Origin of the sequence: Mycolicibacterium stellerae, assembly GCF_003719305.1 — a bacterium.
Lineage (GTDB): Bacteria > Actinomycetota > Actinomycetes > Mycobacteriales > Mycobacteriaceae > Mycobacterium > Mycobacterium stellerae.
Genome location: NZ_RARC01000002.1, coordinates 446,013 through 470,097 on the forward strand (window position 1 = coordinate 446,013; position 24,085 = coordinate 470,097).

The 24,085-nt window shown below is 65.5% G+C and carries 21 protein-coding genes; 16 read left to right on the top strand and 5 right to left on the bottom strand.

Annotation, left to right across the window (positions count from 1 at the left end; all coding sequences use genetic code 11):
- The first annotated feature begins 2 nt into the window (after window positions 1-2).
- Genes D6M19_RS04985 through D6M19_RS05005 form a run of 5 tightly spaced genes read left to right on the top strand, consistent with a single transcriptional unit; the run spans window position 3 to window position 6,032 of the window.
- Window positions 3-815: an enoyl-CoA hydratase/isomerase family protein gene (locus D6M19_RS04985; protein ID WP_123024043.1), complete on the top strand. Its 813-nt coding sequence runs from the start codon at window positions 3-5 to the stop codon at window positions 813-815.
- Window positions 812-1,600 carry an enoyl-CoA hydratase/isomerase family protein gene (locus tag D6M19_RS04990; RefSeq protein ID WP_123024147.1) on the top strand — a complete coding sequence of 263 codons (789 nt, stop codon included), beginning with the start codon at window positions 812-814 and terminating at the stop codon, window positions 1,598-1,600. Before D6M19_RS04985 ends, D6M19_RS04990 begins: the two co-directional genes overlap by 4 nt.
- A complete protein-coding gene (locus tag D6M19_RS04995) occupies window positions 1,600-3,042 on the top strand; it encodes a class I adenylate-forming enzyme family protein (protein WP_123024044.1) in 1,443 nt (480 codons plus the stop codon). Before D6M19_RS04990 ends, D6M19_RS04995 begins: the two co-directional genes overlap by 1 nt.
- On the top strand, window positions 3,032-4,513 hold the full coding sequence (locus tag D6M19_RS05000) for a class I adenylate-forming enzyme family protein (RefSeq protein WP_123024045.1): 1,482 nt from the start codon (window positions 3,032-3,034) through the stop codon (window positions 4,511-4,513). Before D6M19_RS04995 ends, D6M19_RS05000 begins: the two co-directional genes overlap by 11 nt.
- Window positions 4,506-6,032 carry a class I adenylate-forming enzyme family protein gene (locus D6M19_RS05005; protein WP_123024046.1) on the top strand — a complete coding sequence of 509 codons (1,527 nt, stop codon included), beginning with the start codon at window positions 4,506-4,508 and terminating at the stop codon, window positions 6,030-6,032. The genes D6M19_RS05000 and D6M19_RS05005 overlap by 8 nt, the downstream gene beginning before the upstream one ends.
- 50 nt (window positions 6,033-6,082) lie before the next feature.
- Here D6M19_RS05005 and D6M19_RS05010 read toward each other — a convergent pair whose 3' ends face one another.
- From D6M19_RS05010 to fabG, 4 genes are read right to left on the bottom strand one after another with little or no spacing between them, the layout of a single operon-like run.
- Complete coding sequence (locus tag D6M19_RS05010; protein ID WP_123024047.1) at window positions 6,083-6,751, bottom strand: GntR family transcriptional regulator; 669 nt, start codon at window positions 6,749-6,751, stop codon at window positions 6,083-6,085.
- A 1-nt stretch (window position 6,752) separates the two neighbouring features.
- Window positions 6,753-7,946 carry an acyl-CoA dehydrogenase family protein gene (locus tag D6M19_RS05015; RefSeq protein ID WP_123024048.1) on the bottom strand — a complete coding sequence of 398 codons (1,194 nt, stop codon included), beginning with the start codon at window positions 7,944-7,946 and terminating at the stop codon, window positions 6,753-6,755.
- Window positions 7,943-9,163 carry an acetyl-CoA C-acetyltransferase gene (locus D6M19_RS05020; protein ID WP_123024049.1) on the bottom strand — a complete coding sequence of 407 codons (1,221 nt, stop codon included), beginning with the start codon at window positions 9,161-9,163 and terminating at the stop codon, window positions 7,943-7,945. The genes D6M19_RS05015 and D6M19_RS05020 overlap by 4 nt, the downstream gene beginning before the upstream one ends.
- Complete coding sequence (gene fabG / locus D6M19_RS05025; protein WP_164478324.1) at window positions 9,160-9,897, bottom strand: 3-oxoacyl-ACP reductase FabG; 738 nt, start codon at window positions 9,895-9,897, stop codon at window positions 9,160-9,162. Before fabG ends, D6M19_RS05020 begins: the two co-directional genes overlap by 4 nt.
- 121 nt (window positions 9,898-10,018) lie before the next feature.
- On the opposite strand from fabG, the gene D6M19_RS05030 reads away from it, so the two are divergent.
- Together D6M19_RS05030 and D6M19_RS05035 are read left to right on the top strand one after the other, a co-directional pair.
- Window positions 10,019-11,191: an acyl-CoA dehydrogenase family protein gene (locus D6M19_RS05030; RefSeq protein WP_123024050.1), complete on the top strand. Its 1,173-nt coding sequence runs from the start codon at window positions 10,019-10,021 to the stop codon at window positions 11,189-11,191.
- Window positions 11,188-12,012 carry a mycofactocin-coupled SDR family oxidoreductase gene (locus tag D6M19_RS05035; protein ID WP_123024051.1) on the top strand — a complete coding sequence of 275 codons (825 nt, stop codon included), beginning with the start codon at window positions 11,188-11,190 and terminating at the stop codon, window positions 12,010-12,012. Before D6M19_RS05030 ends, D6M19_RS05035 begins: the two co-directional genes overlap by 4 nt.
- 9 nt (window positions 12,013-12,021) lie before the next feature.
- On the opposite strand, the gene purU is transcribed toward D6M19_RS05035, so the two are convergent.
- Window positions 12,022-12,885 (bottom strand): formyltetrahydrofolate deformylase, encoded by an 864-nt coding sequence (gene purU / locus D6M19_RS05040; RefSeq protein WP_123024052.1) that lies wholly within the window; start codon window positions 12,883-12,885, stop codon window positions 12,022-12,024.
- Between the two features lie 474 nt (window positions 12,886-13,359).
- On the opposite strand from purU, the gene D6M19_RS05045 reads away from it, so the two are divergent.
- From D6M19_RS05045 to D6M19_RS05085, 9 genes are all read left to right on the top strand, one after another.
- On the top strand, window positions 13,360-14,106 hold the full coding sequence (locus tag D6M19_RS05045) for a hypothetical protein (RefSeq protein ID WP_234834696.1): 747 nt from the start codon (window positions 13,360-13,362) through the stop codon (window positions 14,104-14,106).
- Entirely contained in the window at window positions 14,103-16,232 is a 2,130-nt protein-coding gene (locus tag D6M19_RS05050; RefSeq protein ID WP_123024053.1) for an Rv1355c family protein, read from the top strand. The genes D6M19_RS05045 and D6M19_RS05050 overlap by 4 nt, the downstream gene beginning before the upstream one ends.
- A 68-nt stretch (window positions 16,233-16,300) precedes the next feature.
- Window positions 16,301-18,100, top strand: a complete 1,800-nt coding sequence (locus D6M19_RS05055; protein ID WP_327389779.1) for a bifunctional diguanylate cyclase/phosphodiesterase — start codon at window positions 16,301-16,303, stop codon at window positions 18,098-18,100.
- Window positions 18,101-18,511: 411 nt separating this feature from the next.
- Window positions 18,512-19,744: an acyl-CoA dehydrogenase family protein gene (locus D6M19_RS05060; RefSeq protein ID WP_123024055.1), complete on the top strand. Its 1,233-nt coding sequence runs from the start codon at window positions 18,512-18,514 to the stop codon at window positions 19,742-19,744.
- Window positions 19,745-20,875 carry an acyl-CoA dehydrogenase family protein gene (locus D6M19_RS05065; protein WP_123024056.1) on the top strand — a complete coding sequence of 377 codons (1,131 nt, stop codon included), beginning with the start codon at window positions 19,745-19,747 and terminating at the stop codon, window positions 20,873-20,875.
- Window positions 20,876-20,967: 92 nt separating this feature from the next.
- Window positions 20,968-21,864, top strand: a complete 897-nt coding sequence (locus tag D6M19_RS05070; protein WP_164478325.1) for a DMT family transporter — start codon at window positions 20,968-20,970, stop codon at window positions 21,862-21,864.
- A gap of 56 nt (window positions 21,865-21,920) precedes the next feature.
- Window positions 21,921-22,856, top strand: coding sequence for a thiamine pyrophosphate-dependent dehydrogenase E1 component subunit alpha (locus D6M19_RS05075; protein WP_206428444.1), 936 nt, complete (start codon window positions 21,921-21,923; stop codon window positions 22,854-22,856).
- Window positions 22,853-23,833: an alpha-ketoacid dehydrogenase subunit beta gene (locus D6M19_RS05080; protein WP_268812300.1), complete on the top strand. Its 981-nt coding sequence runs from the start codon at window positions 22,853-22,855 to the stop codon at window positions 23,831-23,833. Before D6M19_RS05075 ends, D6M19_RS05080 begins: the two co-directional genes overlap by 4 nt.
- The gene (locus tag D6M19_RS05085; RefSeq protein ID WP_206428445.1) at window positions 23,830-24,078 is read left to right on the top strand and encodes a lipoyl domain-containing protein; all 249 of its coding nucleotides are present in this window, start codon (window positions 23,830-23,832) and stop codon (window positions 24,076-24,078) included. The genes D6M19_RS05080 and D6M19_RS05085 overlap by 4 nt, the downstream gene beginning before the upstream one ends.
- Window positions 24,079-24,085 lie beyond the last annotated feature (7 nt).

Consider the following 24,085-nt stretch of genomic DNA (forward strand, 5'->3'; position numbering starts at 1 on the left):
CGATGGCCACTAAGTCCTACGACACCATCAAATACGAGGTCAACGGGCACACGGCCACCATCACGCTGAACCGGCCGGATGCGCTCAACGCGCTCAGCCCCTTCATGATCACCGAGCTGCGCGCCGCCTACGACGAAGCCGAGAGCGACGACACCGTCTGGCTTCTCATCGTCACAGGTGAAGGCCGTGCGTTCTGCACGGGTGCGGACGCCAAGCAGATCCCCGAGGACGGCAAGGTCATCGACGAACGCCCCTACCTGTCGACCTACGACCAGTGGGAGGCGCCGCAGGAGGGCACCCCGCCGTTTCGCCGGATGGCCAAGCCGGTGCTTGCGGCGATCAACGGCATCTGCTGCGGCGCGGGCCTTGACTGGGTCACCACCGGCGACATCGTCATCGCATCCGATAAGGCCACCTTCTTCGACCCGCACGTCAGCATCGGCCTTGTCGCCGGTCGGGAGATGGTCCGGCTGGCGCGAGTCCTGCCCCGCAATGTCGCCCTGCGAATGGCGCTGACGGGTAAGCACGAGCGGATGGACGCGCAACGCGCCTATGAGCTGGGGATGATCAGCGAAATCGTCCCCCACGAGCGCCTGCTCGAGCGGGCACACGAAATCGGCGACATCGTGAACTCGAATGCGCCGCTGGCGGTTCGGGGCACCCGACTGGCCATTCACAAGACGCTGGACCTGCCGCTGCACGAGGGCGAGATCCTCGCCGAGGCCTTCAGGGAACGGAACCTGCACACCGAGGACTCACTCGAAGGGCCCCGGGCGTTCGTCGAGAAGCGTGCACCGAATTGGCGGTGCCGATGACCGAGGGCTTCGAAACCATCCTTCTCGACGTCGATGCCGACGACCACGTCGCCACCATCACGCTGAACCGGCCCGACGCGCTCAACGCGTTCAACCGGACGATGTGCGAGGAGATGGCTCGCGCCTGGCGCATCGTGAAACTCGACGACGCGGTGCACGCCGTGGTTCTGCGCGCCGCGGGCGACAGGGCCTTCAGCGCAGGCCTCGACATCAAGTCGTCCTACGGACAACCCGACAACGTATGGAACCACGAGGACCCCGGCGAGGCGCTTAGCCCCAAATGGCAGAAGGTGTGGAAGCCGGTCGTCTGCGCGGTCCACGGCATGTGCACCGCAGGTGCGTTCTACTTCGTCAACGAGTCCGATGTCGTGATCTGTTCGGAGGACGCCACGTTCTTCGACTCCCACGTCTCCGCCGGCCTGGTCTGCGCGCTCGAACCGATCGGCCTGATGCGACGCATCGGCCTGGCCGAGACCCTGCGAATCGCCTTGATGGGCAACGACGAACGGGTCGGCGCCGACACCGCCCTACGGATCGGGCTGGTGTCCGAGATCGTGTCACAGGACCAGCTCTGGGTCCGCGCCCACGCCATCGCGGCGACGATCGCCGCCAAGCCGCCTGCGGCGACACAGGGCACCGTGAAGGCGATCTGGGAGTCGCTCGACAAGCCCTACCGGGCCGCGCTCGAGCAGAACCTGATCTACACGCGGTTGGGAAACGCGATCGGGACCGCCGAACTCGCGGCGCGGGGCGGGCCGGTGAAGTCCGAACCGCGGATCCGGTGATGACCGCTCACCCGTTGCGCCGTCGGATCGCCGCCGTGCTCGACATCGCGCCGGACGCGTCCGCGATCGAGTACGACGCGCAGTGGTCCACCTATGGTCAGGTCGGCGCCCTGGCCCGCCAGGTCGAAGCACGGGTCGACGGCCGCGGACAGGTCGGCATGCTCCTGCGGAACACGCCCGCCCACGTCGCCGCGTTCCTCGGGGTGCTGCTGGCAGGCGCGACGGTGGTCGTGATCAACCCGTCCCGCGGTGACGCCCGAACCAAGGCCGACATCGCCGCGCTCGATCTGCCGGTGATCGTCGGCGATCGCGACGATCTGGCGAGGCTCGTCGAGCCGACCTCCGCATCGACGGTGCTATCGATTTCGGCGCTCGACGCCGAACCAGAGCTGGAGTCGGTGGGCAAGGGACGTGATGCGGCCAGACCCGGTGTCGCGGTGCGGATGTTGACCAGCGGCACCACCGGTCCGCCGAAGCGGATCGATCTCACCTACGACATGCTGGCGCACAGCGTGATGGGCCCCGAGCCGGAGGAGTCGCAGCCGCCGACAGAGGTACGTCGCGGCGTGGCGATCGTGAACGCACCGCTTGTGCACATCGGCGGGGTGTTCCGGGTGCTGCAGTGCATCGTCGAGGCCAGACCGTTCGCGCTGCTGTCGCGATTCGATCTCGACGCGTGGGCCGACGCCGTGCGCAGGCATCGGCCTCGTGCGGTGTCTCTCGTACCTGCGGCACTGCGGATGGTCTTGCACTCCTCCCTGCGCCGTGAGGACCTCGACGGCGTTCGCGCCGTCACCTCTGGCACCGCTCCCCTCTCGGCCGACGACGCCGACGCCTTTCAGGCGAAGTTCGGCATTCCCGTGCTGACGTCCTACGCCGCAACGGAATTCGGTGGCGGGGTGGCAGGCTGGACACTGACCGACCATCAGAAGTACTGGCAAGCCAAACGTGGCAGCGTCGGTCGCGCCAACGCCGGCGCCCAGCTGCGGGTGATCGACGACGACGGCCACCCGCTCGGCCCCGATGAGCCGGGACTGCTCGAGGTCAAACCTGGTCAGTTGGGTGCGTCGGCGGACTGGTTGCGGACCACGGATATGGCCCGCATCGACAAGGACGGCTTCCTGTGGATCCTGGGTCGCGCCGATCAGGCGATCATTCGCGGCGGCTTCAAGGTGATGCCCGACGATGTGCGCGCCGCACTGGAGAGCCATCCCGCCGTGGCGGGCGCGGCCGTTGTCGGTCGGCCCGACGAGCGACTCGGCGAGACGCCCGTCGCCGTAGTTGAGTTGAGGGAGACCGCCTCCGCCGACGTCGCCGAGCTACTGGAGTTTCTGCGAAACCGGCTGGCCCGCTACGAGATTCCCACCGAGATCACAATCGTCGACGCCATCCCCCGGACGCCGTCCGGCAAGCCGGATCTGAGCGCCATCCGTGGCGGCTGAGCCCGACACCGTCGCCGGAGTGCTGCGACGGCAGGCAGCCGCGAGGGGCTCGCACCCGCTGTTGGTGTGTGACGGCGACCGGCTCAGCTACGCCGACGCCGATCACCGGTCGGCTGACCTCGCCCGCGGTCTGATCGCACTCGGCGCAGGCAAGGGCACTCACATCGGACTGCTCTATCCGAACGGCGCGGACTTCGTGATCGGAATGCTGGCGGCGGCCCGGATCGGGGCTGTAGTGGTCCCGTTCACCACGTTCGCCACCGCGCCCGAACTCCGGGCGCAACTCGTGCACAGCGATGTGACGATCCTGCTCGCCACATCGTCCTACCGCGGCAACGACTTCGGCGCGCGGCTGGGCGACATCCGTGACTCGGTCCCCCTGCTGCGCCATGTGCTGGTCGACGGCTATCCGGAACCCGAAGCCGAGGAGGCATCCCTTGGCGCACTGGAAGCCGACGTAGACGGATCCGATCCGCTGGCGATCATCTACACGTCGGGTTCGACCGCGGCGCCCAAGGGTGTGGTGCACACCCACGCCGCCCTGCTCGAACACCAGCAGAACCTCAACGTGATCCGCGGACTGACCGCCGACGACACGCTGTTCTGCAACTCGCCCTTCTTTTGGATCGGCGGGTTCGCCTTCGGTCTGCTTGCCACCTTGGTCGCCGGATCGACGCTGCTGTGCTCCAACGCCACCGACGCCGCCAAGACGCTCGACCTCCTCGAGGCCGAGCGACCCAACGTGACCAACGGTTTCGTCGCGGGCATCGCCCATCTGGCCAGGCATCCCAGCATCGGCACGCGCGACCTGTCGTCGATGCGACGGGGCAATCTGTATCCGATCATGGCGCCCGATGCGCGGCCGGCCGACCCCGAACTGCGGCACAACATGCTCGGCCTGACCGAGGCGGGCAGTGTCCTTCTGCTCAGCGGCGACGAGTCCGATCAACCCGAACACCGGCGCGGATCCTTCGGTGTGCCTGCGCCGGGATTCGACACCAGGGTCGACGAGCACGGCGAGTTGTGCATCCGTGGGCCATATGTCATGCAGCGCTACTACAAGCGCAGCCGCGAAGAATGCTTCGATGCCGACGCCTGGTTTCACACAGGCGATCTCGTCCGAACCGACGGCGACGGCTTTCACTACTTCGTCGGCAGGCGAGGCTCGATGATCAAGAGTGCGGGCGCCAACGTCGCCCCCGCGGAAGTGGAGAGGGCAATCGCCCGGATAAGCGATGGCTTGACGGCGTATGTGTTCGGCGTGCCCGATCCCGACCGCGGACAAGCGGTGGTGGCCGTCATCGCCACCGACGGGGAGGTTGACGAGTCGGCCCTTCGGCACGGACTCAAGCGGGAGCTCTCCGCGTACAAGATCCCGAAGCGGATCGTCGCCGTGGCGCCTGCACGGATACCCGTGCTGTCCAGCGGCAAGGTGGACATGACTCGGCTGGCGAGGGTGTTGGATGACTGAGTCACCGTCCACCGTCGATGAACTGGTCAGGCACCGCAGCGCCCAATACCCGACGAAGCCCATGGTGATCGACACGGTCAACCGCATCACCTTCGGCGAACTCGATGAGAACACCCACGCGATGGCCGCGGCATTCCTGGAGGCCGGGGTGACCAAGGGCACCCGCGTCGGGCTGATCATGCCCAACGGCACCGGCTGGGTGCAGACCGCAATCGCGCTGACGCGTATCGGCGCCGTGCTCGTCCCGCTCAGCACCCTGCTTGCGCCGCGAGAACTCGTCACACAACTTCGGGTCGCGTCCGTGCAGTTTCTGGTGGCCGTCGAGGAGTTCCGCGGGCACCGCTATCTCGACGAGCTGAAGTCCGAATGCCTTTCACCGACGGATCTGCCCGCACTGCGCGGTGTTCGGACGCCTGAGGGGCTTCCGCAGGCCACCGCCGCGACGACCGCCACCGTCGACGCCGTCACCGCAACCGTCACCGCGGCCGACACTTTGGTCATCATGTTCACGTCGGGAAGCAGTGGGCCGCCGAAAGGTGTCATCCATTCGCACGGCAATGCGTTGAGCGCCGTGCGGTCCGGCCTTGCGGCACGGTGCATCGACGCCGATACCCGCCTGTACCTGCCGATGCCGTTCTTCTGGGTCGGCGGCTTCGGCAGCGGCATCCTTTCGGCGCTGCTGGCCGGTGCGACGTTGGTGACCGAGGAGATCCCGCGGCCGGAAACCACGCTTCGGCTGCTGGAGCGCGAGCGGGTGACGTTGTTTCGCGGCTGGCCCGACCAGGCCGAAGCCCTTGCCCGGCAGTCGGAGTCGATAGGTGCCGACCTCTCCTCACTTCGGCAGGGCAGCCTGGAGGCGTTGCTGCCCGCCGACCAGCGGGCGGCGCCAGGCGCTCGGGCCAAGTTGTTCGGGATGACGGAGGCATTCGGGCCCTACTGCGGCTACCCCGCCGACACCGACATGCCGCGATCGGCATGGGGCAGTTGCGGTAAACCGTTCGCTGGCACCGAGGTCCGCATCGTCGACCCCGACACCGGCGAACCTGTGCCTGCGGGGACGATCGGCATGATCCAGATCCGCGGGCGCAACACGCTGCGCGGCATCTGCCGTCGCAGTCGCGAGGACGTGTTCACCGTCGACGGCTACTACCCCACAGGCGATCTCGGTCACCTCGACGGCGACGGGTTCATGTTCTATCACGGCAGATCCGATGACATGTTCAAGGTCAGCGGTGCCACCGTCTACCCGAGCGAGGTCGAGGAGGCCCTCCGCGGCATCGACGGCGTCCAAAACGCGTTCGTCACCGACGTGTCCGGTGCCGTCGGCGCCGTCGTGATAGCCGAGGGTCCGGTCGATCTGCTCCAGGTGACCGCGCGAAAACTGCTGAGTTCGTTCAAGGTTCCGACCGTGTGGCTGCTGGTCGGCTCCGACGAGGACATTCCCCGCGGCGGCACAGGCAAGGTCGACGTCGCGGCGCTGAAACAGATGCTGGCCAGGTCATCTGCCGAGCAGACGTAAACTCGCATAATTTGAGCCGGAACTGTGCGAGTTCGCGCCTGCTCGCCAGGTCAGGTGACCACGCCTCGTTGCTTGAGGTGGTTGATCAGCGGCACCGCGCCCGCCGACAGGTGTTCGGACATCGCGGCACGGGCCTGATCGGCGTCACGCTTGGCCAGCGCATCGACCACCCGGCGGTGATCCCTCATCGACCGCTTCGGCCAGCCGTCGACGACCGGAAACACCGATTCTGGCGCATAACGGGTGATCTGGGACATCAGCTGGGACAGCTTCGGCGAGTCGGCGGCGACGTTGATGGCACGGTGGAAATCGTGGTTGAGCCGGACCGCCCGCTCGTGGTCATCGGCGGCGTAGGCGGATTCCAGCCGTGCCTGAATCGATTCCAGTTCACGCACCTCGTCGTCGGTGATGTTCGCGGCTGCCCTGGCGGCGAGCTCTCCCCCGATGTGCGCCTGCACGTCGGAGACGTCGGTGATATCCCGGCGCGTCACCGGTAGCACCACGAACCCGCGGTGCAGCTTCTGGTCGAGCAGCCCTTCGGCGCGCAACTGGAAAAGGGCCTCCCGCACCGGCGTCACACTGATTCCCAGCTCGGCGGCCAACTGGTCGAGCCGCACATACTGGCCCGCCGCGTAGGACCCGTCGAAGATGCGGTTGCGGACATACCGCGCCACTTCCTCGGAAAGCTGTGGCCGCGTGGCGAACTCACCCACAGACACGTCAGATCCGATAGTCGGCGAGCAGTCGCTTGCTGATGATGTTCTTCTGTATCTCGCTGGTGCCCTCACCGATCAACAGGAACGGGGCGTCGCGCATCAGCCGTTCGATCTCGTATTCCTTGGAGTATCCGTAGCCGCCGTGGATGCGGAAGCTCTGCTGGGTGACCTCCGAACAGAACTCGCTCGCCAAATACTTGGCCATCCCCGCGGCGACGTCATTGCGTTCACCGGAATCCTTTAACCGGGCCGCGTTGACCATCATCAGGTGCGCCGCCTCCACTTTGGTCGCCATCTCGGCCAGCTGGAACGCGATGGCCTGGTGTTCGGCGATCGGCTTGCCGAAGGTCTGACGCTGTTGGGCGTACCTGACGGCCAGCTCGAACGCGCGGATGCCGACGCCACATGCTCGCGCCGACACATTGACCCTGCCGACCTCGATGCCGTCCATCATCTGGAAGAACCCCTGGCCCGGCGCCTCACCGAGGATGTCGTCGGCTTTGGCGACGTAGCCGTCGAAGATCAACTCCGTAGTGTCGATGCCCTTGTACCCGAGCTTGTCGATCTTGCCGGGGATCAGCAGCCCCGGCGCGACTTCCCCGAAACCGGTTGGCTTTTCGACCAGGAAGGCCGTCAGGTTGCGGTGCGGCTTATCGGCGCCCTCGTCGGTTCGCACCAGCACCGCAACCAGCGTCGAGCTTCCGCCGTTGGTGAGCCACATCTTCTGGCCGTCGATGGTGTACGTGCCGTCGTCATTGCGCTTGGCGCGCGTTCGGATTGCCGCGACATCGGAGCCGAGTTCGGGCTCCGACATCGAGAACGCGCCGCGGGTCTCCCCGGTGGCCATCCTCGGCAGGAACCGCTGCTTCTGTTCCTCTGTTCCGTGCTGACGCAACATGTACGCCACGATGAAGTGGGTATTGATCACCCCGGACACGCTCATCCAGCCGCGCGCCAGCTCCTCGACACACAGCGCGTAGGTCAGCAGCGACTCGCCGAGGCCCCCGTAGTCCTGCGGGATCATCAACCCGAACAGACCCATCTCGCGCATTTGGTCGACGATGTCCTGCGGGTAGGTGTCGGCGTGCTCGAGTTGCTGCGCGTTGGGGATTATCTCCTTGTCGACGAACTGCCGCACGTTGGCGACGATCTCGGTCTGGAACTCCGTCAACCCCAGTGTCTGAGCGAGTTTCGTCATGCCGGCACCCTTTCAAACACCGCGGCCAGGCCCTGCCCGCCGCCGATGCACATGGTTTCCAGCCCGTAGCGTGCGCCGCGCCGATTCAGCTCCCGGGCCAGCGTGGCGAGGATCCGCCCGCCGGTTGCGCCAACCGGGTGGCCGAGCGAGATCCCCGACCCGTGCACGTTCGTCCGCTCGCGGTCGGCGTCGGTGAATCCCCACTCCCGCATCACCGCGAGCGCCTGAGCGGCGAATGCCTCGTTCAACTCGATGAGGTCGATGTCGCTTAGCTGCAGACCGGCCTTGCCGAGCGCCACCTCGGTGGCGGGGACCGGGCCGATGCCCATGATGTTCGGTGCAACCCCGGCCGACCCCCACGAGACCAGCCGGACCAGCGGATTCAGCCCGAGCTCGGCGGCCTTCTCCGACGTCGTGACGATGCACATGGATGCGGCGTCGTTCTGCCCGCTGGCATTTCCAGCCGTCACGGTTGCATCCGGATCATCCTTTCCGAGAACGGGTTTCAGCTTGGCCAACGACTCGACAGAGGTGTCGGCCCGGGGATGCTCGTCGGTGTCGATCAGCTGCTCGCCTTGCCGCGTGCGCACCGTGACAGGGATGATCTCCTCGGCGAAGATGCCGTCCTTCTGCGCGGCGACCGCTCGCTGATGCGATGCCACCGCCAGCTCGTCCTGTTCACGTCGCGAGATGCCATATTGGCGGCGCAGGTTCTCGGCGGTCTCGAGCATGCCGCCCGGCACCGGGTAGTGCGCTCCGCCAGCCGTGGTTCGCCCGCGCGCCAGCCCGTCGTGCACCTTGACGCCGGATCTCCCTCCGCCCCATCGCATATCCGTCGAATAGAAGGCGACGTTGCTCATGCTCTCCGCGCCGCCTGCCACGACGAGATCGTTGTTTCCGCTGCTCACCTGCATACTTGCCTGGATCACCGCCTGCAGACCCGATCCGCACCGCCGGTCGACCTGCATACCGGGCACGGTCACCGGCAGGCCGGCGTCCAGTGCGACGACACGACCGATCGCGGGCGCCTCGCTGTTCGGATAGCAGTGCCCGAGAATGACATCGCCCACCGCATCGGGCGCGATCCCGGTCCGGTCCAGCAGACCCTTCAGCGCCGTCACCCCGAGCTCGACCGCCGTCAGCGACGCAAACATGCCGCCGTAGCGGCCGATCGGTGTGCGCACCGGCTCGCAGATCACCGCGTCGCGTGTCGTCACACGTGCCTCCCGCCGGTGACCTCGAGAACGGTCCCGGTCATGTACGACGACAGATCGCTCGCCAGGAACAGCGCGACCTTGGCCACCTCGGCGGGCTCGCCGGCCCGACCCATCGGCACCTCGGCGAGCTTCTGGTCCCAAATGTGTTGGGGCATAGCCTCGGTCATCGCAGACCTGATCAAACCCGGCTGAATCGCGTTCACCCGCACCCCGAGGTGCGCCAGTTCCTTGGCGGCGGCCTTGGTCAGGCCGACGATGCCTGCCTTGGCCGCCGAATAGTTCGTCTGACCGATCAGACCGACCTTGCCCGAGATCGACGACATGTTCACGATCGCTCCGCGCTTGTTCTCGCGCATGATCGCGGCGGCGGCCTTCGTCCCGTTCCAGGTGCCCTTCAGGTGCACGGCGATGACCTGATCGAACTGCTCCTCGGTCATCTTGCGAATCGTGGCGTCGCGGGTGATGCCCGCGTTGTTGACCATGATGTCGAGGCCACCGAAATGCTCGACGGCCGCGGCGACCAACGCGTCGACCTCGTCGGCCTTGGTCACGTCGCATCGGACGGCCAATGCGGAGTCAGACCCGAGCTGCTTGGCAGCTGCTTCCGTGGCCGCGAGGTCGAGGTCACCGAGTACCACCTGGGCGCCCTCGGCGATGAACAGCTCGGCGATCGCATAACCCAAGCCCTGCGCACCCCCGGTGACCACTGCTGTCTGATCTGTCAGCAATGACACCCGATCACCATCCTCACCCTTGTTCTCGTTCTCGGACCACGACGGCCCCGGCAAATGGACATCATATTTCATATATGATTTCTCCCGCTATCCGGGATAGCCGAACAGGAGCAGCTCTGTCATGACCACCGCTGAAGTCAGCGACGAGGATTTCCGGGAAATCCTGGCCCAGACCCGTCATTTCGTTCGCAGTGCAGTCGTGCCGCGCGAACAGGAGATCCTTGCCAACGACCGGGTCCCCGATGACCTGCGCGAGCAGGCCGCGAAGATGGGACTGTTCGGCTATGCGATCCCCCAGGAGTTCGGTGGTCTCGGCCTGAACCTGGCCCAGGATGTCGAGATGGCGATGGAGCTGGGCTACACCTCGCTGGCCCTGCGGTCGATGTTCGGCACGAACAACGGCATCGCGGGTCAGGTGCTCGTCGGGTTCGGCACCGACGAACAGAAGACGCAGTGGCTCGAGCGGTTGGCCACCGGTGAAGTCGCCTCGTTCGCCCTGACAGAGCCCGGCGCCGGATCGAACCCATCGGGTCTGCGCACGAAGGCGGTTCGCGATGGCTCGCGGGAGGACGCGGACTGGATTATCAACGGGGACAAGCGATTCATCACAAATGCCCCCATCGCCGATCTCTTCGTCGTCTTTGCGCGCAGCCGCCCCGCCGACGACAACGGCGCCGGCATCGCGGTCTTCCTTGTGCCCGCCGACGCGGCGGGGGTCCAGGTCGGTGTGAAGGACGACAAGATGGGCCAGGAGGGTGCGTGGACGTCGGACGTCAGCTTCACCGACGTCCGGGTGCCTGCGGGCGCGCTGATCGGCGGCAGCGAGGACATCGGCTACCGGGCGGCGATGACCTCGCTTGCGCGTGGCCGAGTTCACATCGCCGCGCTGGCCGTTGGCATTGCCCAACGAGCCCTCGACGAATCCGTCGGCTATGCCGCGACCGCAACCCAGGGCGGCAAACCGATCGGCAGCTTTCAGCTGGTGCAGGCCATGCTTGCCGATCAGCAGACCGGCGTGCTGGCCGGGCGCGCGCTCGTCCGTGACACCGCGCAGCGCTGGCTCTCCGGCGAGGACCGCAGGATCGCACCGTCGGCGGCGAAGCTGTTCTGCACCGAGATGGCAGGCAACGTGGCCGATCTCGCGGTCCAGGTGCACGGCGGCAGCGGCTACATGCGCGAGGTTCCGGTGGAGAGGATCTATCGCGATGTCCGGCTGCTGCGGTTGTACGAGGGCACCAGCGAGATCCAGCGGCTGATCATCGGAGGCAATCTGGTGAAGGCGGCACAGGCATGACGAGGCTGATGGACAGGGTGGCATTCATCACCGGGGCCGCCCGCGGCCAGGGCCGCGCCCATGCCGTCCGGATGGCAAAAGAGGGCGCCGACATCATCGCCGTCGACGTGGCGGGCGAGCTGCCTGCATTCGTCCCCTACGAGCCGGCAACGCCAGAGGATCTGGAGGAGACGGCGCGGCTCGTCGAGGAGACCGGTCGGCGGGTCATCACCGCTGTCGTCGACACCCGCGACCATGACGGGCTGAGCAAGGCCGTCGACCACGCTGTCGCGGAACTGGGACGGCTCGACATCATCGTCGCGAATGCCGGCATCTCGTCGCCTCGAGCTTGGAACGCAATCACGCCCGGGGAGTTTCGGGACGTGATGGACGTCAATGTCACCGGCACATGGAACACGGTCATGGCCGGTGCGCAGAAGATCATCGACGGCGGCCGCGGCGGGTCGATCATCCTGATCAGCTCCGCCGCCGGAGTCAAGATGCAGCCGTTCATGATTCACTACACCGCCAGCAAGCATGCGGTCACCGGGATGGCCCGCGCATTCGCCGCCGAACTCGGCAAGCATTCGGTTCGCGTCAACAGCGTCCATCCGGGTCCCGTCGTCACCCCGATGGGCTCTGCTGAAATGGTCGAAGCCATGGGCAAGGCCGCCGACGCCGACGGCCTGCACGGCCTCATGAACGTACTGACGCCGTTTCTGCCGACCTGGGTCGCCCAACCGGAAGACATCGCCGACGCCGTCTGCTGGTTGGCCAGTGATGAATCGAAGCTCGTTACCGCACAGGCGATTTCGATTGACCAGGGCTCGACGCAGTACTGAACCGACGCGCTAGAACACCACAGTCTGGTTGCCGTACCGGATGATTCGGTCCTGACAATGCCAGAGCACCGCCCTCGACAGGACTACGCGCTCGACGTCGGCACCTAGACGTGTCAGGTCAGCGACGGAGTGCCGGTGGTCGACCCGTACCACGTCCTGCTCGATGATCGGTCCGTCGTCGAGTTCCTCGGTGACATAGTGTGCGGTCGCCCCCACCAGCTTCACGCCGCGCTCCTTGGCGCGCCGGTACGGCGCCGCCCCGATGAACGCAGGCAGGAACGAGTGGTGGATGTTGATCAACGGGCAGCCGACGTGCGACAGGAAGTCCTGGGTGAGGATCTGCATGTAGCGCGCGAGAACAACCAGGTCGGCGTTGCCGCGAACCAGATCGAGCAGGCGCTGTTCGGCTTCTGCGCGGTTGTCTTTCGTCGCGGCGACATGAAGGAAAGGCACCCCGAAGGGCCGAACCTGGTCGGCGAGGTCGGGGTGGTTGGAGATCACCATCGACACCGACATGTCCAGCTCCCCGCGACGGTTGCGCCACAGCAGGTCCAAAAGGCAGTGATCCTCTTTGGACGCCAGAATCACGACACGCTTTGGCTTGGCCGCCTCGGTCAGCCGGAATTCCATTTCGAAGGGCTTGGCAACCTGCTCGACGAAGGCGCTTTCCAGCGCGTCGCGGGCAGCTGTCAGCCCCGGCAGGTGGAAGATAGTGCGCTGCATGAAGGTACCGCCGGACTGTTCGGTTGCATGCTGGTCCAGCGAAACGATATTGGCGCCGGACTGAGCCAAAAAGCTGCTTACCGCCGCAACCAAGCCGGGACGGTCCGCGCACCGCAGAAGGAGCCGGCCGACATCCTTGGTCGTGGACATCCCCTTAGCCCTCCCTCGTTAGGTCGATCCGCGTTCAGAGTCTCATTGCGGCGATCGGCGGGCTGCCGACTGCGACGGAAAAGCCACCCGAAGGCGGCTCGACCGATGAGACAACGCTCGCTGCCACGCAACCGAGGCAACCGGCGATTACCGCGGCCTAGGTTTACGGCAACGTAAAGCGCCGACGTCAGTTTCGTAGGTTCGTTCGCCGCCTGGATTCAGGATATACATTTATCTGGACTTATTAACGCGCGTGCTAGTAGCCCAGCAATTTCGATTCCCATGGCTCGCAAACAACATAGCTGACCAAGGGAATCTTTGCCGGACAAGTTCGGCTCGCTAGCTGGAATAACGGCCGTTGTAGGGGCAATACTCGATACCTGGGTATTCATATAAACCGCATGTGAATGCCTCACCGGTGACCGCGATTAATCGATGAATCTTGATCGCCGCTGCCCGAAGGATGGGACGAAAATGACCGTTTCTCAGCTGAGCATCGACCGTCAGGTTTTTGCCTCTCCGCTCGACGCTGGAATCAGTTGGTTCGATTCCGACACAAGCTGCACGGTAGTCGTGTCGACGCCTGCTGCCGACCCCGCCCTATGGGCGGATTTCGTCGACGGCGCAGCGCGCAGCTACCACAGGCACGGGATCGAACACGCGCTGGACATGGGCTCGCTCACCGACGAAGCCAATACTCAGCTGTTCCACGTCGTGGTGAACGATGCCGGGGCGATCATGGCCGGAATCCGCGCCAAGGGTCCGCTGGAGTCGCCAGAGGAATCGCATGCCATCGTCGAATGGGCAGGCCAGCCGGGCCTCGACACGGTACACAAGATGCTGTCCGACCGACTGCCCTTCGGCGTGGTGGAGATGAAAACCGCCTGGATGTCCGATGATCCGAACCGGAGTCGAGGCATCAGCAACACGCTGGCACGATCGCCGTTCACCACCATGGCGCTGCTCGACGCGCAGTTCGTGGTGGCCACAGCCGGCTCACATGTCCTGAACAGATGGCGCACGTCGGGCGGTGTCGTGGCGAAGGTTCCCGCGACGCCGTATCCCGACGACCGATACCGTACGAAGATGATGTGGTGGGATCGCAGCACCTTCGCCAACAACGCCGACGCTGAGCAGGTTTCGAAGATCTTCAACGAATTGGCCGTCGTCGCAGGTCAGCTCGACCATGTGGGTGCTCGGGCACTCGGAACCGGCCTGTGAACCAAGGTTTTGGTGAGGATCATTGCAGTGCAACGCTCCTAGATGAGGGGCAACCGCAAAATGATCGACTGCTTTCGCAGTTGAGGGCAGACCCCAGAATCGAATTCATCGACACGTGGGACGAGCAGCACGCTGAGCTGAACCGGCTGCGCCCACCGCCCGACCAAGAAGTCGTTGCCGAACCCAAGCGCTGGGCCTACTACCCATGGCGGCGAACCGTCGCGAGCGTTCTGGGACCACGGGCGTTTCGCGCCGTACGGCTCAATCGCAACCGCAATCTGATCACCGCCGAAGAACAGGCGCGGCTTGGTCGACTCCGGGTGGGCGTCGTCGGGCTCAGCGTCGGCCATGCCATCGCCCACATCCTGGCGCAGGAGGGGTTGTGCGGTCAGCTGCGGCTGGCTGACTTCGATGAGCTGGAGTTGTCCAACCTCAATCGCGTGCCCGCCACCGTGTTCGACCTGGGATCCAACAAGGCACAACTGGCCGCCAGGCGGATAGCCGAGCTCGATCCCTACCTACCGGTTGAGGTGTTCGACCAGGGCATCACCCCCGAATCGGTCGACGGCTTCCTCGACGGTCTCGACATTCTGGTGGAGGAGTGCGACTCGCTCGACACCAAGGTCCTCATCCGCCAGGCGGCGCGTGCACGACACATCCCGGTCCTGATGGCCACCGGTGACCGCGGCACCCTCGACGTCGAACGGTTCGATCTGGACCCACAACGGCAGGTCCTGCACGGCCTCCTTGGCGACGTGGAGTTCGCAGAGCTTGCCGGGTTGCCCAGTGAGGACAAGGTTCCCTACGCCCTTCGCATGATGGACGGCGCCGCGCTGTCGCCACGGATGGCCGCATCTCTTGTCGAGGTCGGAACCACCTTGGCCACATGGCCCCAAGTGGTCGCCGAGGTCGCCAATAGCGCGGCGCTGGTGGCCGAAGCGGTCAGGCGAATCGGCCTCGGCGAAGAATTGGCATCCGGCAGGGTGCGCATCGATGTCGCGCGCGACCTCGACGAGATCCACGACACCGCGGCATCGAATCCCACACACGACTCTGCGCAGCACAGCGAGTTTGCACCGACACACGCCGTCGAGCGGGTGGTGGCCGCCGCAGTTCGCGCACCGTCGGGCGGGAACGTCCAGCCCTGGCACATATCGACGCGCGACAACACGGTCACCATTGCGCTCGCCCCCGAGTACTCCTCAACGATGGACGTCGGCTTTCGCGCCAGCGCTGTCGCGGTGGGAGCCGCGGCCTTCAACGCCCGGGTCGCGGCCGCAGCCGACAGCATCCTCGGACCGGTACGCATGGAGTCCGGCGACGATTCTTGTCCCGTGCGGGCAGTTCTACACCTGGCCGGCGAATCCGACCCCGACCTCGCCGCGCTCTACGAACCGATGCTCGCCCGAGAGACCAACCGCCACCACGGCAAGCAGGTGTCGCCACCCGACGATGTCGTCGAACGTCTCCATGCCGTGGCCCACCGCGAAGGCGCGCGACTGCGCCTGCTGACCGCACCGACCGACATCGCCGCAGCGGCGGACATCCTGGCCGAAAGCGATCGCATCCGGTACCTGACACACCGGCTCCACACCGAGATGATCTCCGAGGTCCGTTTCCCCGGGGATCCGTCCCAGGACTCCGGAATCGACGTCGTCAGCCTGGAGCTGATCCCGGCCGACATGGTCAAGCTGGACGTTTTGCGCCGCCCCGACGTGATGGCCTACCTCGATGAATGGAACCTTGGCGCAGCGCTTGGCTCCGACACAAGGGAGCGCGTGATGACCAGTTCCTGTCTCGCCGTGGTGTCGATGGCCGGTCAGGCGCTTACCGACTACGTGCGCGCCGGTTCTGCCGTGGAAGCGGTCTGGATCGTCGCCCAGCAGCACGGTCTCGCGGTGCAGCCCATCTCGCCGGTGTTCCTTTACGCGCACAACGACGCGGATCTGGAGGAGCTTTCACCGAAGCGCGCGTCCGCGCTCGCGCGGTTGCGAAGCGGTTTCCGCGAACTCTCAGCTATTGAGCCCGACGAATCAGTTGCGCTCGTGCTCAGATTCGCCGACGCGCCCGCCACGTCGGTCAGGAGCCAGCGTCGGGCCGTTGTTGCCAGTAGTCTCTTGGCATAGCAATCGACACCGGAGCAAACGTGGCTCGTACCCTCGACGAAGTTGTCACCGCCGTCGCAACCGAACTGATGGCGGTGAGCGCGGCTACCTCTGCCGCCGTGAGTCAGCGCGTGCTTGCTGACCTCGTCGGCCATTTCGGGGTTGACTTCAGCTTCCTTCGGCACAATGACCACGACATCCGCGCAACCAAGCTGATCGCAGAGTGGCCGGCCCGGCCCGATATCCCTGACCCCGATCCCATTGGCCTGGTGTACTTCGCCGATGCCGACCCCGTCTTCGCCGCCGCCGAGACCGCAAAAGAAATCCTCGTCTTCCGCCCGGAACCCGCGACCGATGACTATCAGAAGACCATCGAAGAAGCCAGCAACATCCCCCAGACGTCGATGGCAGTGGTACCCATGCTGTCCGGCGAGGTCACGACCGGCTGCCTTGGATTCGTCAAGATCGGCGACCGCGAATGGACACCCGCGGAGCTGAACGCCCTCAAGGCGATCGCATCGCTGTTCTCGCAGCTACAGGCCCGCATCGTCGCCGAGGACCAGCTGCGCTTCCTGGCCGAACACGACGACCTGACGGGGCTCAACAACCGTCGCGCCCTGATCGCTCACCTCGACCAGCGATTGGCTGCGGGACAACCGGGCCCGGTCTTGGCCCTGTTCCTCGACCTGGACCGGCTCAAGGCCATCAACGACTACCTGGGCCATACGGCAGGCGACTGGTTCATCCGGGTCTTCTCCAAACGCCTGCGGGAAGGCGCGGAAGGCCCCAACCTGATCGCCCGCCTCGGCGGTGACGAGTTCGTCGTCGTCCCGATGGCGCCGATGAGCGCTGCCGAAGCCGAGACCCTCGCCGCTGAGCTGCAGGCGACGCTCCGTGAGCGGGTGTCCATCGACGGCGAAATGCTGACCCGCACGGTCAGCATCGGCGTCGCGCTCGGCGTCCCAGGCCGCGACTCCACGTCGGATCTGCTGCGCCGCGCCGACCAGGCGCTTCTCGCCGCCAAGAGCGGAGGCGGCAACAAGATCGCGGTGTTCTCCGACGACATGTCGCTCAAGGGCGAGTTCCGCAACGACATCGAGCTGCATCTTGCGAGCGCAATCGAAAACGGCGCGCTTGTCCTGCACTATCTACCGGAAGTCGACATGCGCACCGGCGAGATCCTCGCGTTCGAGGCCCTGGTGCGCTGGCAGCACCCGACACGCGGCCTGCTCTCCCCCAACGCGTTCATCGGGGTAGCCGAATCCATCAACTTCGCCGGTGAGCTCGGCCGCTGGGTGATGCGCGCCGGCTGTGCGGAGTTCCGCAAGTGGCGGTCGAAGGGAATCGGCATCGACGCCGTGCTCCGGCTCAACGTCTCACCGGTGCAGTTGGTGACGGAGGGCTTCGTCGAGACGGTCGCGAGCATCATCGACGAGTTCGGTCTCGACGGCGGCTCCGTATGTCTGGAGATCACGGAAAGCGTGGTCGTGCAGGACATCGAAACCACCCGGATCACGCTCGCGGGTCTCAAAGAGGTCGGCGTGCAGATCGCCATCGACGACTTCGGCACCGGCTACAGCGTGCTGTCACATCTGAAGTCGCTACCGGTAGACACGCTAAAGATCGACAAGAGCTTCGTGCGCGAGCTGGGGACGAACCCCGGCGATCTCGCGATCGTGCGCGCCGTCATCGCGCTGGCCGAGTCATTCGGCCTGGAACTGGTCGCCGAGGGTGTCGAGACCGAGGAGGCCGCGCTCACCCTGCTGCGGCACGGCTGCCACCGGGCTCAGGGCTTCCTGCTGTCACGCCCCGTTGCCGGCGATGCGATGGAAGCGCTACTTGCCCAGCGGCGGATACCGCTGCAGTTCTCCGCAGCGCCAGTGCGCTGACCGGCGCTACCGCGCCGGTAGCCCAGCCGCACCGTGCCCGCGAGTCCCGCAAGCCTCAGATCGTGCAAACAATGCCCGCCTCCTCGGTCACTACTTAGCAATTCATCAATCAATTGCCAGCACTGCACAATTATGACAAAAGGCCATTCCCAATGGGTAATTGCTCGTGCAATGAATTGCTTATGCGAGTTGGGCAACAACAGGGGCGGCGGATGGGTCATCAATTTGCTCTGCGAGCAAATCCGCTCGCGCGAAGCCCGCGACAGGAAAGGCATGCGCCGCGCGGAGCGGTTGGCTCACCGATGCGGTGGCGCCGCCGCTGTCGAGCCCCAGTCGATCGCCGCCCCCCGGCCTTTGGACTCCAGTTGAGTAACTAGGTTTACTATGTAGCTACCTAGCAGAGGGGAACCCATGGACCTGAAGTGGTCGGCGGCCGACTCCGCCTTTCGCGACGAGGTGCGCAGCTTCCTCGACGAGAAGCTGACACCGGAGCTGCGCACGGCGGGCCGGCTCATGACAAGCGTCTATGCCGACCACGACGCGAGCATGGAATGGCAGGCGATCCTGCACGAACGCGGCTGGGCCGCGCCGGCATGGCCAGTCGAACACGGCGGCTGCGACTGGAGCCTGACCCAGCACTACATCTTCAGCAGGGAATCGACACTTGCGGGCGCACCCTCCCTGTCCCCCATGGGAATTCGCATGGTGGCGCACGCGATCATCGCCTTCGGCACCGACGCGCAGAAGGACTTCTTCCTGCCCCGGATTCTGACCGGCGAGGTGTTCTTCTGTCAGGGGTACTCCGAACCCGAGGCCGGATCGGACCTGGCATCGCTGTCGATGTCGGCAGTCGACGACGGTGACGACCTGGTGTGCACCGGAAGCAAGATCTGGACGACGCACGCCCGCGAGGCCAACTGGATGTTCGGCCTGGTGCGAACATCACGCGGTGGGAAGAAGCAGCAGGGCATCACATTCGTCCTGATCGACATGTGCTCGCCGGGTATCCAGATCCGCCCGTTGGTGATGACCTCGGGCGAAGAAGTGCAGAACCAGGTCTTCTTCGACGACGTTCGGGTACCGAAGACCAATGTCCTCGGCACGATCGATGACGGCTGGACGGTCGCCAAGTATCTGCTGGAGTTCGAACGCGGCGGCGGTGCGTCCTCACCCGCGCTGCAGGTGATGGCCGAAGAGATCTCGACGGCGGCCGCCGACATGCCCGGCCCCGACGGCGGCCGCCTGATCGACGATCCGGCGTTTGCGCGAAAACTGGCCGATGCGCGGATACGCACGGAGGTGCTCGAGATCCTCGAGTACCGCGTGCTCGCGGCGGTGTCCGAGGGCAAGAACCCCGGCACGGCGTCGTCGATGCTCAAGGTGGTGGCCACCGAACTCAGCCAGACGCTGACCGAGATGGCCATGGAGGCGGCTGGACCGCGCGGACGTGCATATCAACCGCACGCGACCCGCCCCGGCGGACCCGTCGCCGAGTTCGAACCGCCGCCGGACGGGTACGTCAGCGGTGAGCCGTGGCAGGCGGTCGCGCCGCTGCGCTACTTCAACGATCGCGCCGGCTCGATTTACGCCGGTAGCAACGAGATTCAGCGAAACATCCTCGCCAAGGCAGGATTGGGGCTCTAGATGGACTTCAACCTGAGCAAGGAACAACAGCTTCTCCGTGACGGCCTCACGAAGTTCCTGTCCACCCGTTACGACCTCGAGAAGAGCCGGGCCGCGGCCAAGACCGGGGCCGGCTGGCAGCCAGACATCTGGCGGGCGTTCGCCGATGAACTCGGAATACTCGGCGCCACCTTCGGTGAGGATATGGGCGGAATCGGCGGCGGCCCAGTCGAACTCATGGTCATCACCGAAGCGCTCGGTCATGCGCTCGTTGTCGAACCGTACGTCGACGCCGTAGTGGTGGCCGGTGGGCTTCTGGAGCGGGCGGGCGGCGAGCACGCCTCGTCGCTGCTGGAGAAGGTCGTTGCGGGTACTGCGATCGTCGCGCTGGCCGCAGCCGAGTCCGAATCCGGCGAGCGCTGGCAAGAGGTCGCCACCACCGCGCAGCGCGAGGGCGACGGCTGGATACTCCACGGAAGCAAGGCCGTAGCGGTGACCGCTCCACTGGCCACCCATCTGTTGATCACCGCGAAAACCTCGGCGGGCCTGTCCCTTTTCGTCGTCGATCTCGAGTCGGTGGAAAGTGGTCTTTCGCTGACCGGCTATCGGACGATCGACGATCGCCGCGCCGCCGACCTGGTCGTCGACGGTCTGCGGCTACCCGCCGGAGCGCTGCTCGGGGAGGACGGGCAGGCATGGCCGTCACTGGAGCAGGCGCGCGACGAAGGTGCCACCGCGATCTGTTCGGAAGCCGTCGGGTGCATGCGCAAGGTGTTGGCGGACACCGTCGAGTACTGCAAACAACGCCAGCAGTTCGGCGTACCGATCGGCAGTTTCCAGGTGTTGCAGCACCGGATGGTCGATATGTACATCGAGTTGGAACAGGCCAGCGCCGCCGTCCTGCTCGCCGTGTTGCACCTCACCGATGACGCTGGCGCGCGGGCGCGGTCGGTGTCGGCCGCCAAGGCGACTGTGGGCCGTGCGGCTCGCTTCATAGGCCAGCAGGCCGTGCAGTTGCACGGCGGTATGGGCATGACCGAGGAACTGGCGATCGGCCACTACTTCAAGCGACTGACGGCGATGCAGTACGAGTACGGCACCACCGATCACCACATCGGCCGGTACGCCGCGCTGACCCGTCCGACGCGGTAGGTCAGTAGCGCGGTAGCACCGACCAGCAGTCTCGACGTCCGTCGGAGCCGCCCCGCAATCGCCCGTCGGAGCCGCCTCGTAATGTGGTCAAGGTGAGCTCGCGCGGTTGGCTGTTGTTCGTCGCGATGAGCATCATCTGGGGCATTCCCTATCTGATGATCAAGGTCGCCGTCGAAGGTGTGTCGGTTCCCGTCCTGGTTTTCGCGAGGACGGCCGTCGGTGCGGCGGTGCTGCTGCCGCTCGCGCTGTCGAGCGGCATTCCGACGATGGTTCGCCAACACTGGAAGGCGCTGCTCGGCTTCTCATTCTTCGAGATCATCGCCGCCTGGTTTCTGCTCTCAGATGCCGAACGCCATCTGACGAGTTCGATGACCGGCCTGCTGATCGCCGCCTCGCCCATCATCGCGGCGATCCTCGATCGCTTCACCGGCGGTGATCAGCGGCTCGGATTCCGGCGGGTATCGGGGCTTGGCATCGGCCTGGCGGGCGTGGCGGTGCTCGCCGGCCCGCACCTCACCGGCGCAACCGCCTGGCCGGTCATCGAGGTGCTCATGGTGGCCACCTGCTACGCGATCGCGCCGCTGATCGCCGCGCGGCATCTCGCCGACGTGCCCGCGCTGCCGATGACGGCTACGTGTCTGGGATTCGCCGCCTTGGTGTACGCCGCCCCTGCCGCGGCCACCTGGCCGACCGAGATGCCTTCAACGCGAGTCTTATTGGCGCTTGGCGGATTGGCGGTGATCTGCACCGCCCTCGCATTCATCGTTTTCTTCGCCCTCATCCGTGAGGTCGGTGCCGCACGCGCCCTGGTCTTCACATACGTGAACCCCGCGGTCGCACTGCTGGCCGGGGTGGTCGTGCTGAACGAGCCGCTCACCGCGTGGAACGTGGCTGCTCTGGTGTTGATCCTTGCCGGCTGCGTGCTGGCCACACATCGGCCGGACGAACCGGTAGCCGACCCGCAGTGCGACGAACATGTCGCCAGATAGTCAGCATCACGAAGGTAAATACCGGCAGAACCCCTCCCTTGCATTAGCGTAGTTATGTGGAGGTCACCGGGCACGATGGTCCAGGCCCAGGCCTTGTCGATGTCCGCACGCCTGTCGACGCGGAAACACAGCGCGCGATGCTGCGTCACATGCTGATCGCCCGTGGCATCGACGAGGAGGCGGGGCTGCTGGAGAATCACGGCGCGCTCGACCTCTGGCTGTCATGCCGGGGCCAGGAGGCGGCGCAGGTCGGTTCGGCGATGGCGATCGGCGATGAAGCGGTCATCTTCCCCAGCTATCGGGAACATGCAGTCGCCGTGGTACGCGGCATCGACGCTGTTTCGTTAACGGCGCAGTGGGCCGGCCGCACGTTCTGCGGCTGGAATCCCCGCGTGCACCGGTTCTTTCCCTACACCTTGGTGCTGGCGGCACAGGCTCTACACGCCGTGGGATACGCCATCGGACAAGGGCTGCAGAACACCGCCGAAACGGTGGTCGTCTATGTCGGCGACGGCGCCACCAGCGAAGGCGACATGTCTGAGGCGCTGAATTTGGCCGCCGTCGAGTCCGCTCGGGTGCTGTTCATCTGCCAGAACAACGGGTGGGCGATCTCGAAGCCGAGCCATGAGCAAATGCTGACGTCGATTGCCGATCGCGCCAACGGATTCGGAATTCGATCCTGGTCGATGTCAGCCGACGATCCCGACAGCACCCTTCTGGGTTGTCTCGAAGCGAGGCGTTACGTCGAGACGTCCGCATCGCCCGGCCTCATCGAGCTGCGGACCACCCGCATCGGGGGGCACACCACTACCGATCCTCATGCCACCTACCGCGAACCCGGCGAACTCGCCGCGGCGATCGCGAACGATCCCGTCGTGAAGTACCGCGAGAGGCTGGTTGCCGCAGGCGTAGTCGACGACGAATGGCTCGGCGCTGTCGACGCCGATGTCGCCAAGGCTCGACAGGAACTACTGAGAGCCTTCGCCCCGTGACCGACACCAAGCCGAGTTGCCTGGCCGAATCGCTCAACGGCGCGCTGCATGAACTGATGGACGCCGACGACTCCATCGTGATCGTCGGTCAGGACATCGGCCGACTGGGGGGCGTGTTCCGGGTGACGAAGGGCCTACAGGAACGGTTCGGGCAAGGCCGAGTCCGCGACGCGATCCTCGCGGAGTCCTCCATCGTGGGACAGGCGATCGGCATGTCGCTCAGTGGACTCAAGCCGGTCTGCGAGATTCAGTTCGAGGGCTTCATCTATCCGGCGATGAACCAGATCATCACACAGGCAGCGAAGATGATGACGCGCTGGAACGACGGCTTCGCGCTCAACCTCGTGATCCGGGTGCCGGTCGGCGGGGGCATCCGGGCCGTCGAGCATCACAGCGAATCGAACGAGGCGTACTTCGCGCACACGCCGGGCCTGCACGTCGCCTTTCCATCCTCTCCCACCGACGCCGCCGCGATGCTGAAGCACTCGGCGTCGCTTGGCTCACCGGTCATCTTTTACGAGCCGAAACGCTTGTACTGGAAGCGAAGACAGCAGCCGCGTGAGCTCGTTGAACCGGCTAGCCCCCTGAGCGCACGCATTGTCCGACGCGGGTCCGATATCACCGTCGTTTGCTTCGGCGCCATTGTCGAGGAAGTTCTCGCGGCGGCAGACCGGGTCGCGTCCACTGCCGACGTCGAGGTCGTTGATCTGCGCTGGGTCGCCCCGATGGACATCGACACCGTGCTGGAGTCGGTCGCCAGGACCGGTCGTCTGCTTGTCGTGCACGAAGCGGTCGGATTCGCCGGCGTCGGGGCCGAGGTCGTTGCGACGGTGGCCGAACACGGTTCCCACCATTTGAAGGCCCCGATGCGGCGGCTGGGCGCGCCACGCCGGATTTACCCGCCCGCCGACTATGAAAAGCATTATCTGATAGGCATACCCGAGATTGTCGGCGCGATCGAGGAGATGTGCGCTTGAGCGACCCCATCGACATCCTGGTGCCGGAGTTCGGCCATGGAATGACAGAAGCCCTTGTCATCGAATGGCTGGTGTCGGTCGGGGAAAGCGTCGAACGCGGCGATGTGATCGCGGTGCTGGAAACCGACAAGAGCAGTGTCGATCTGCTGGCCGAGAGGCCGGGCACCATCGTGGAGATCGTTGCTGCCGCACGTACGATCACCACCTCTGGTGCCGTCCTGTACAAGCTCGACGAAAGACGATGAAAGGCAA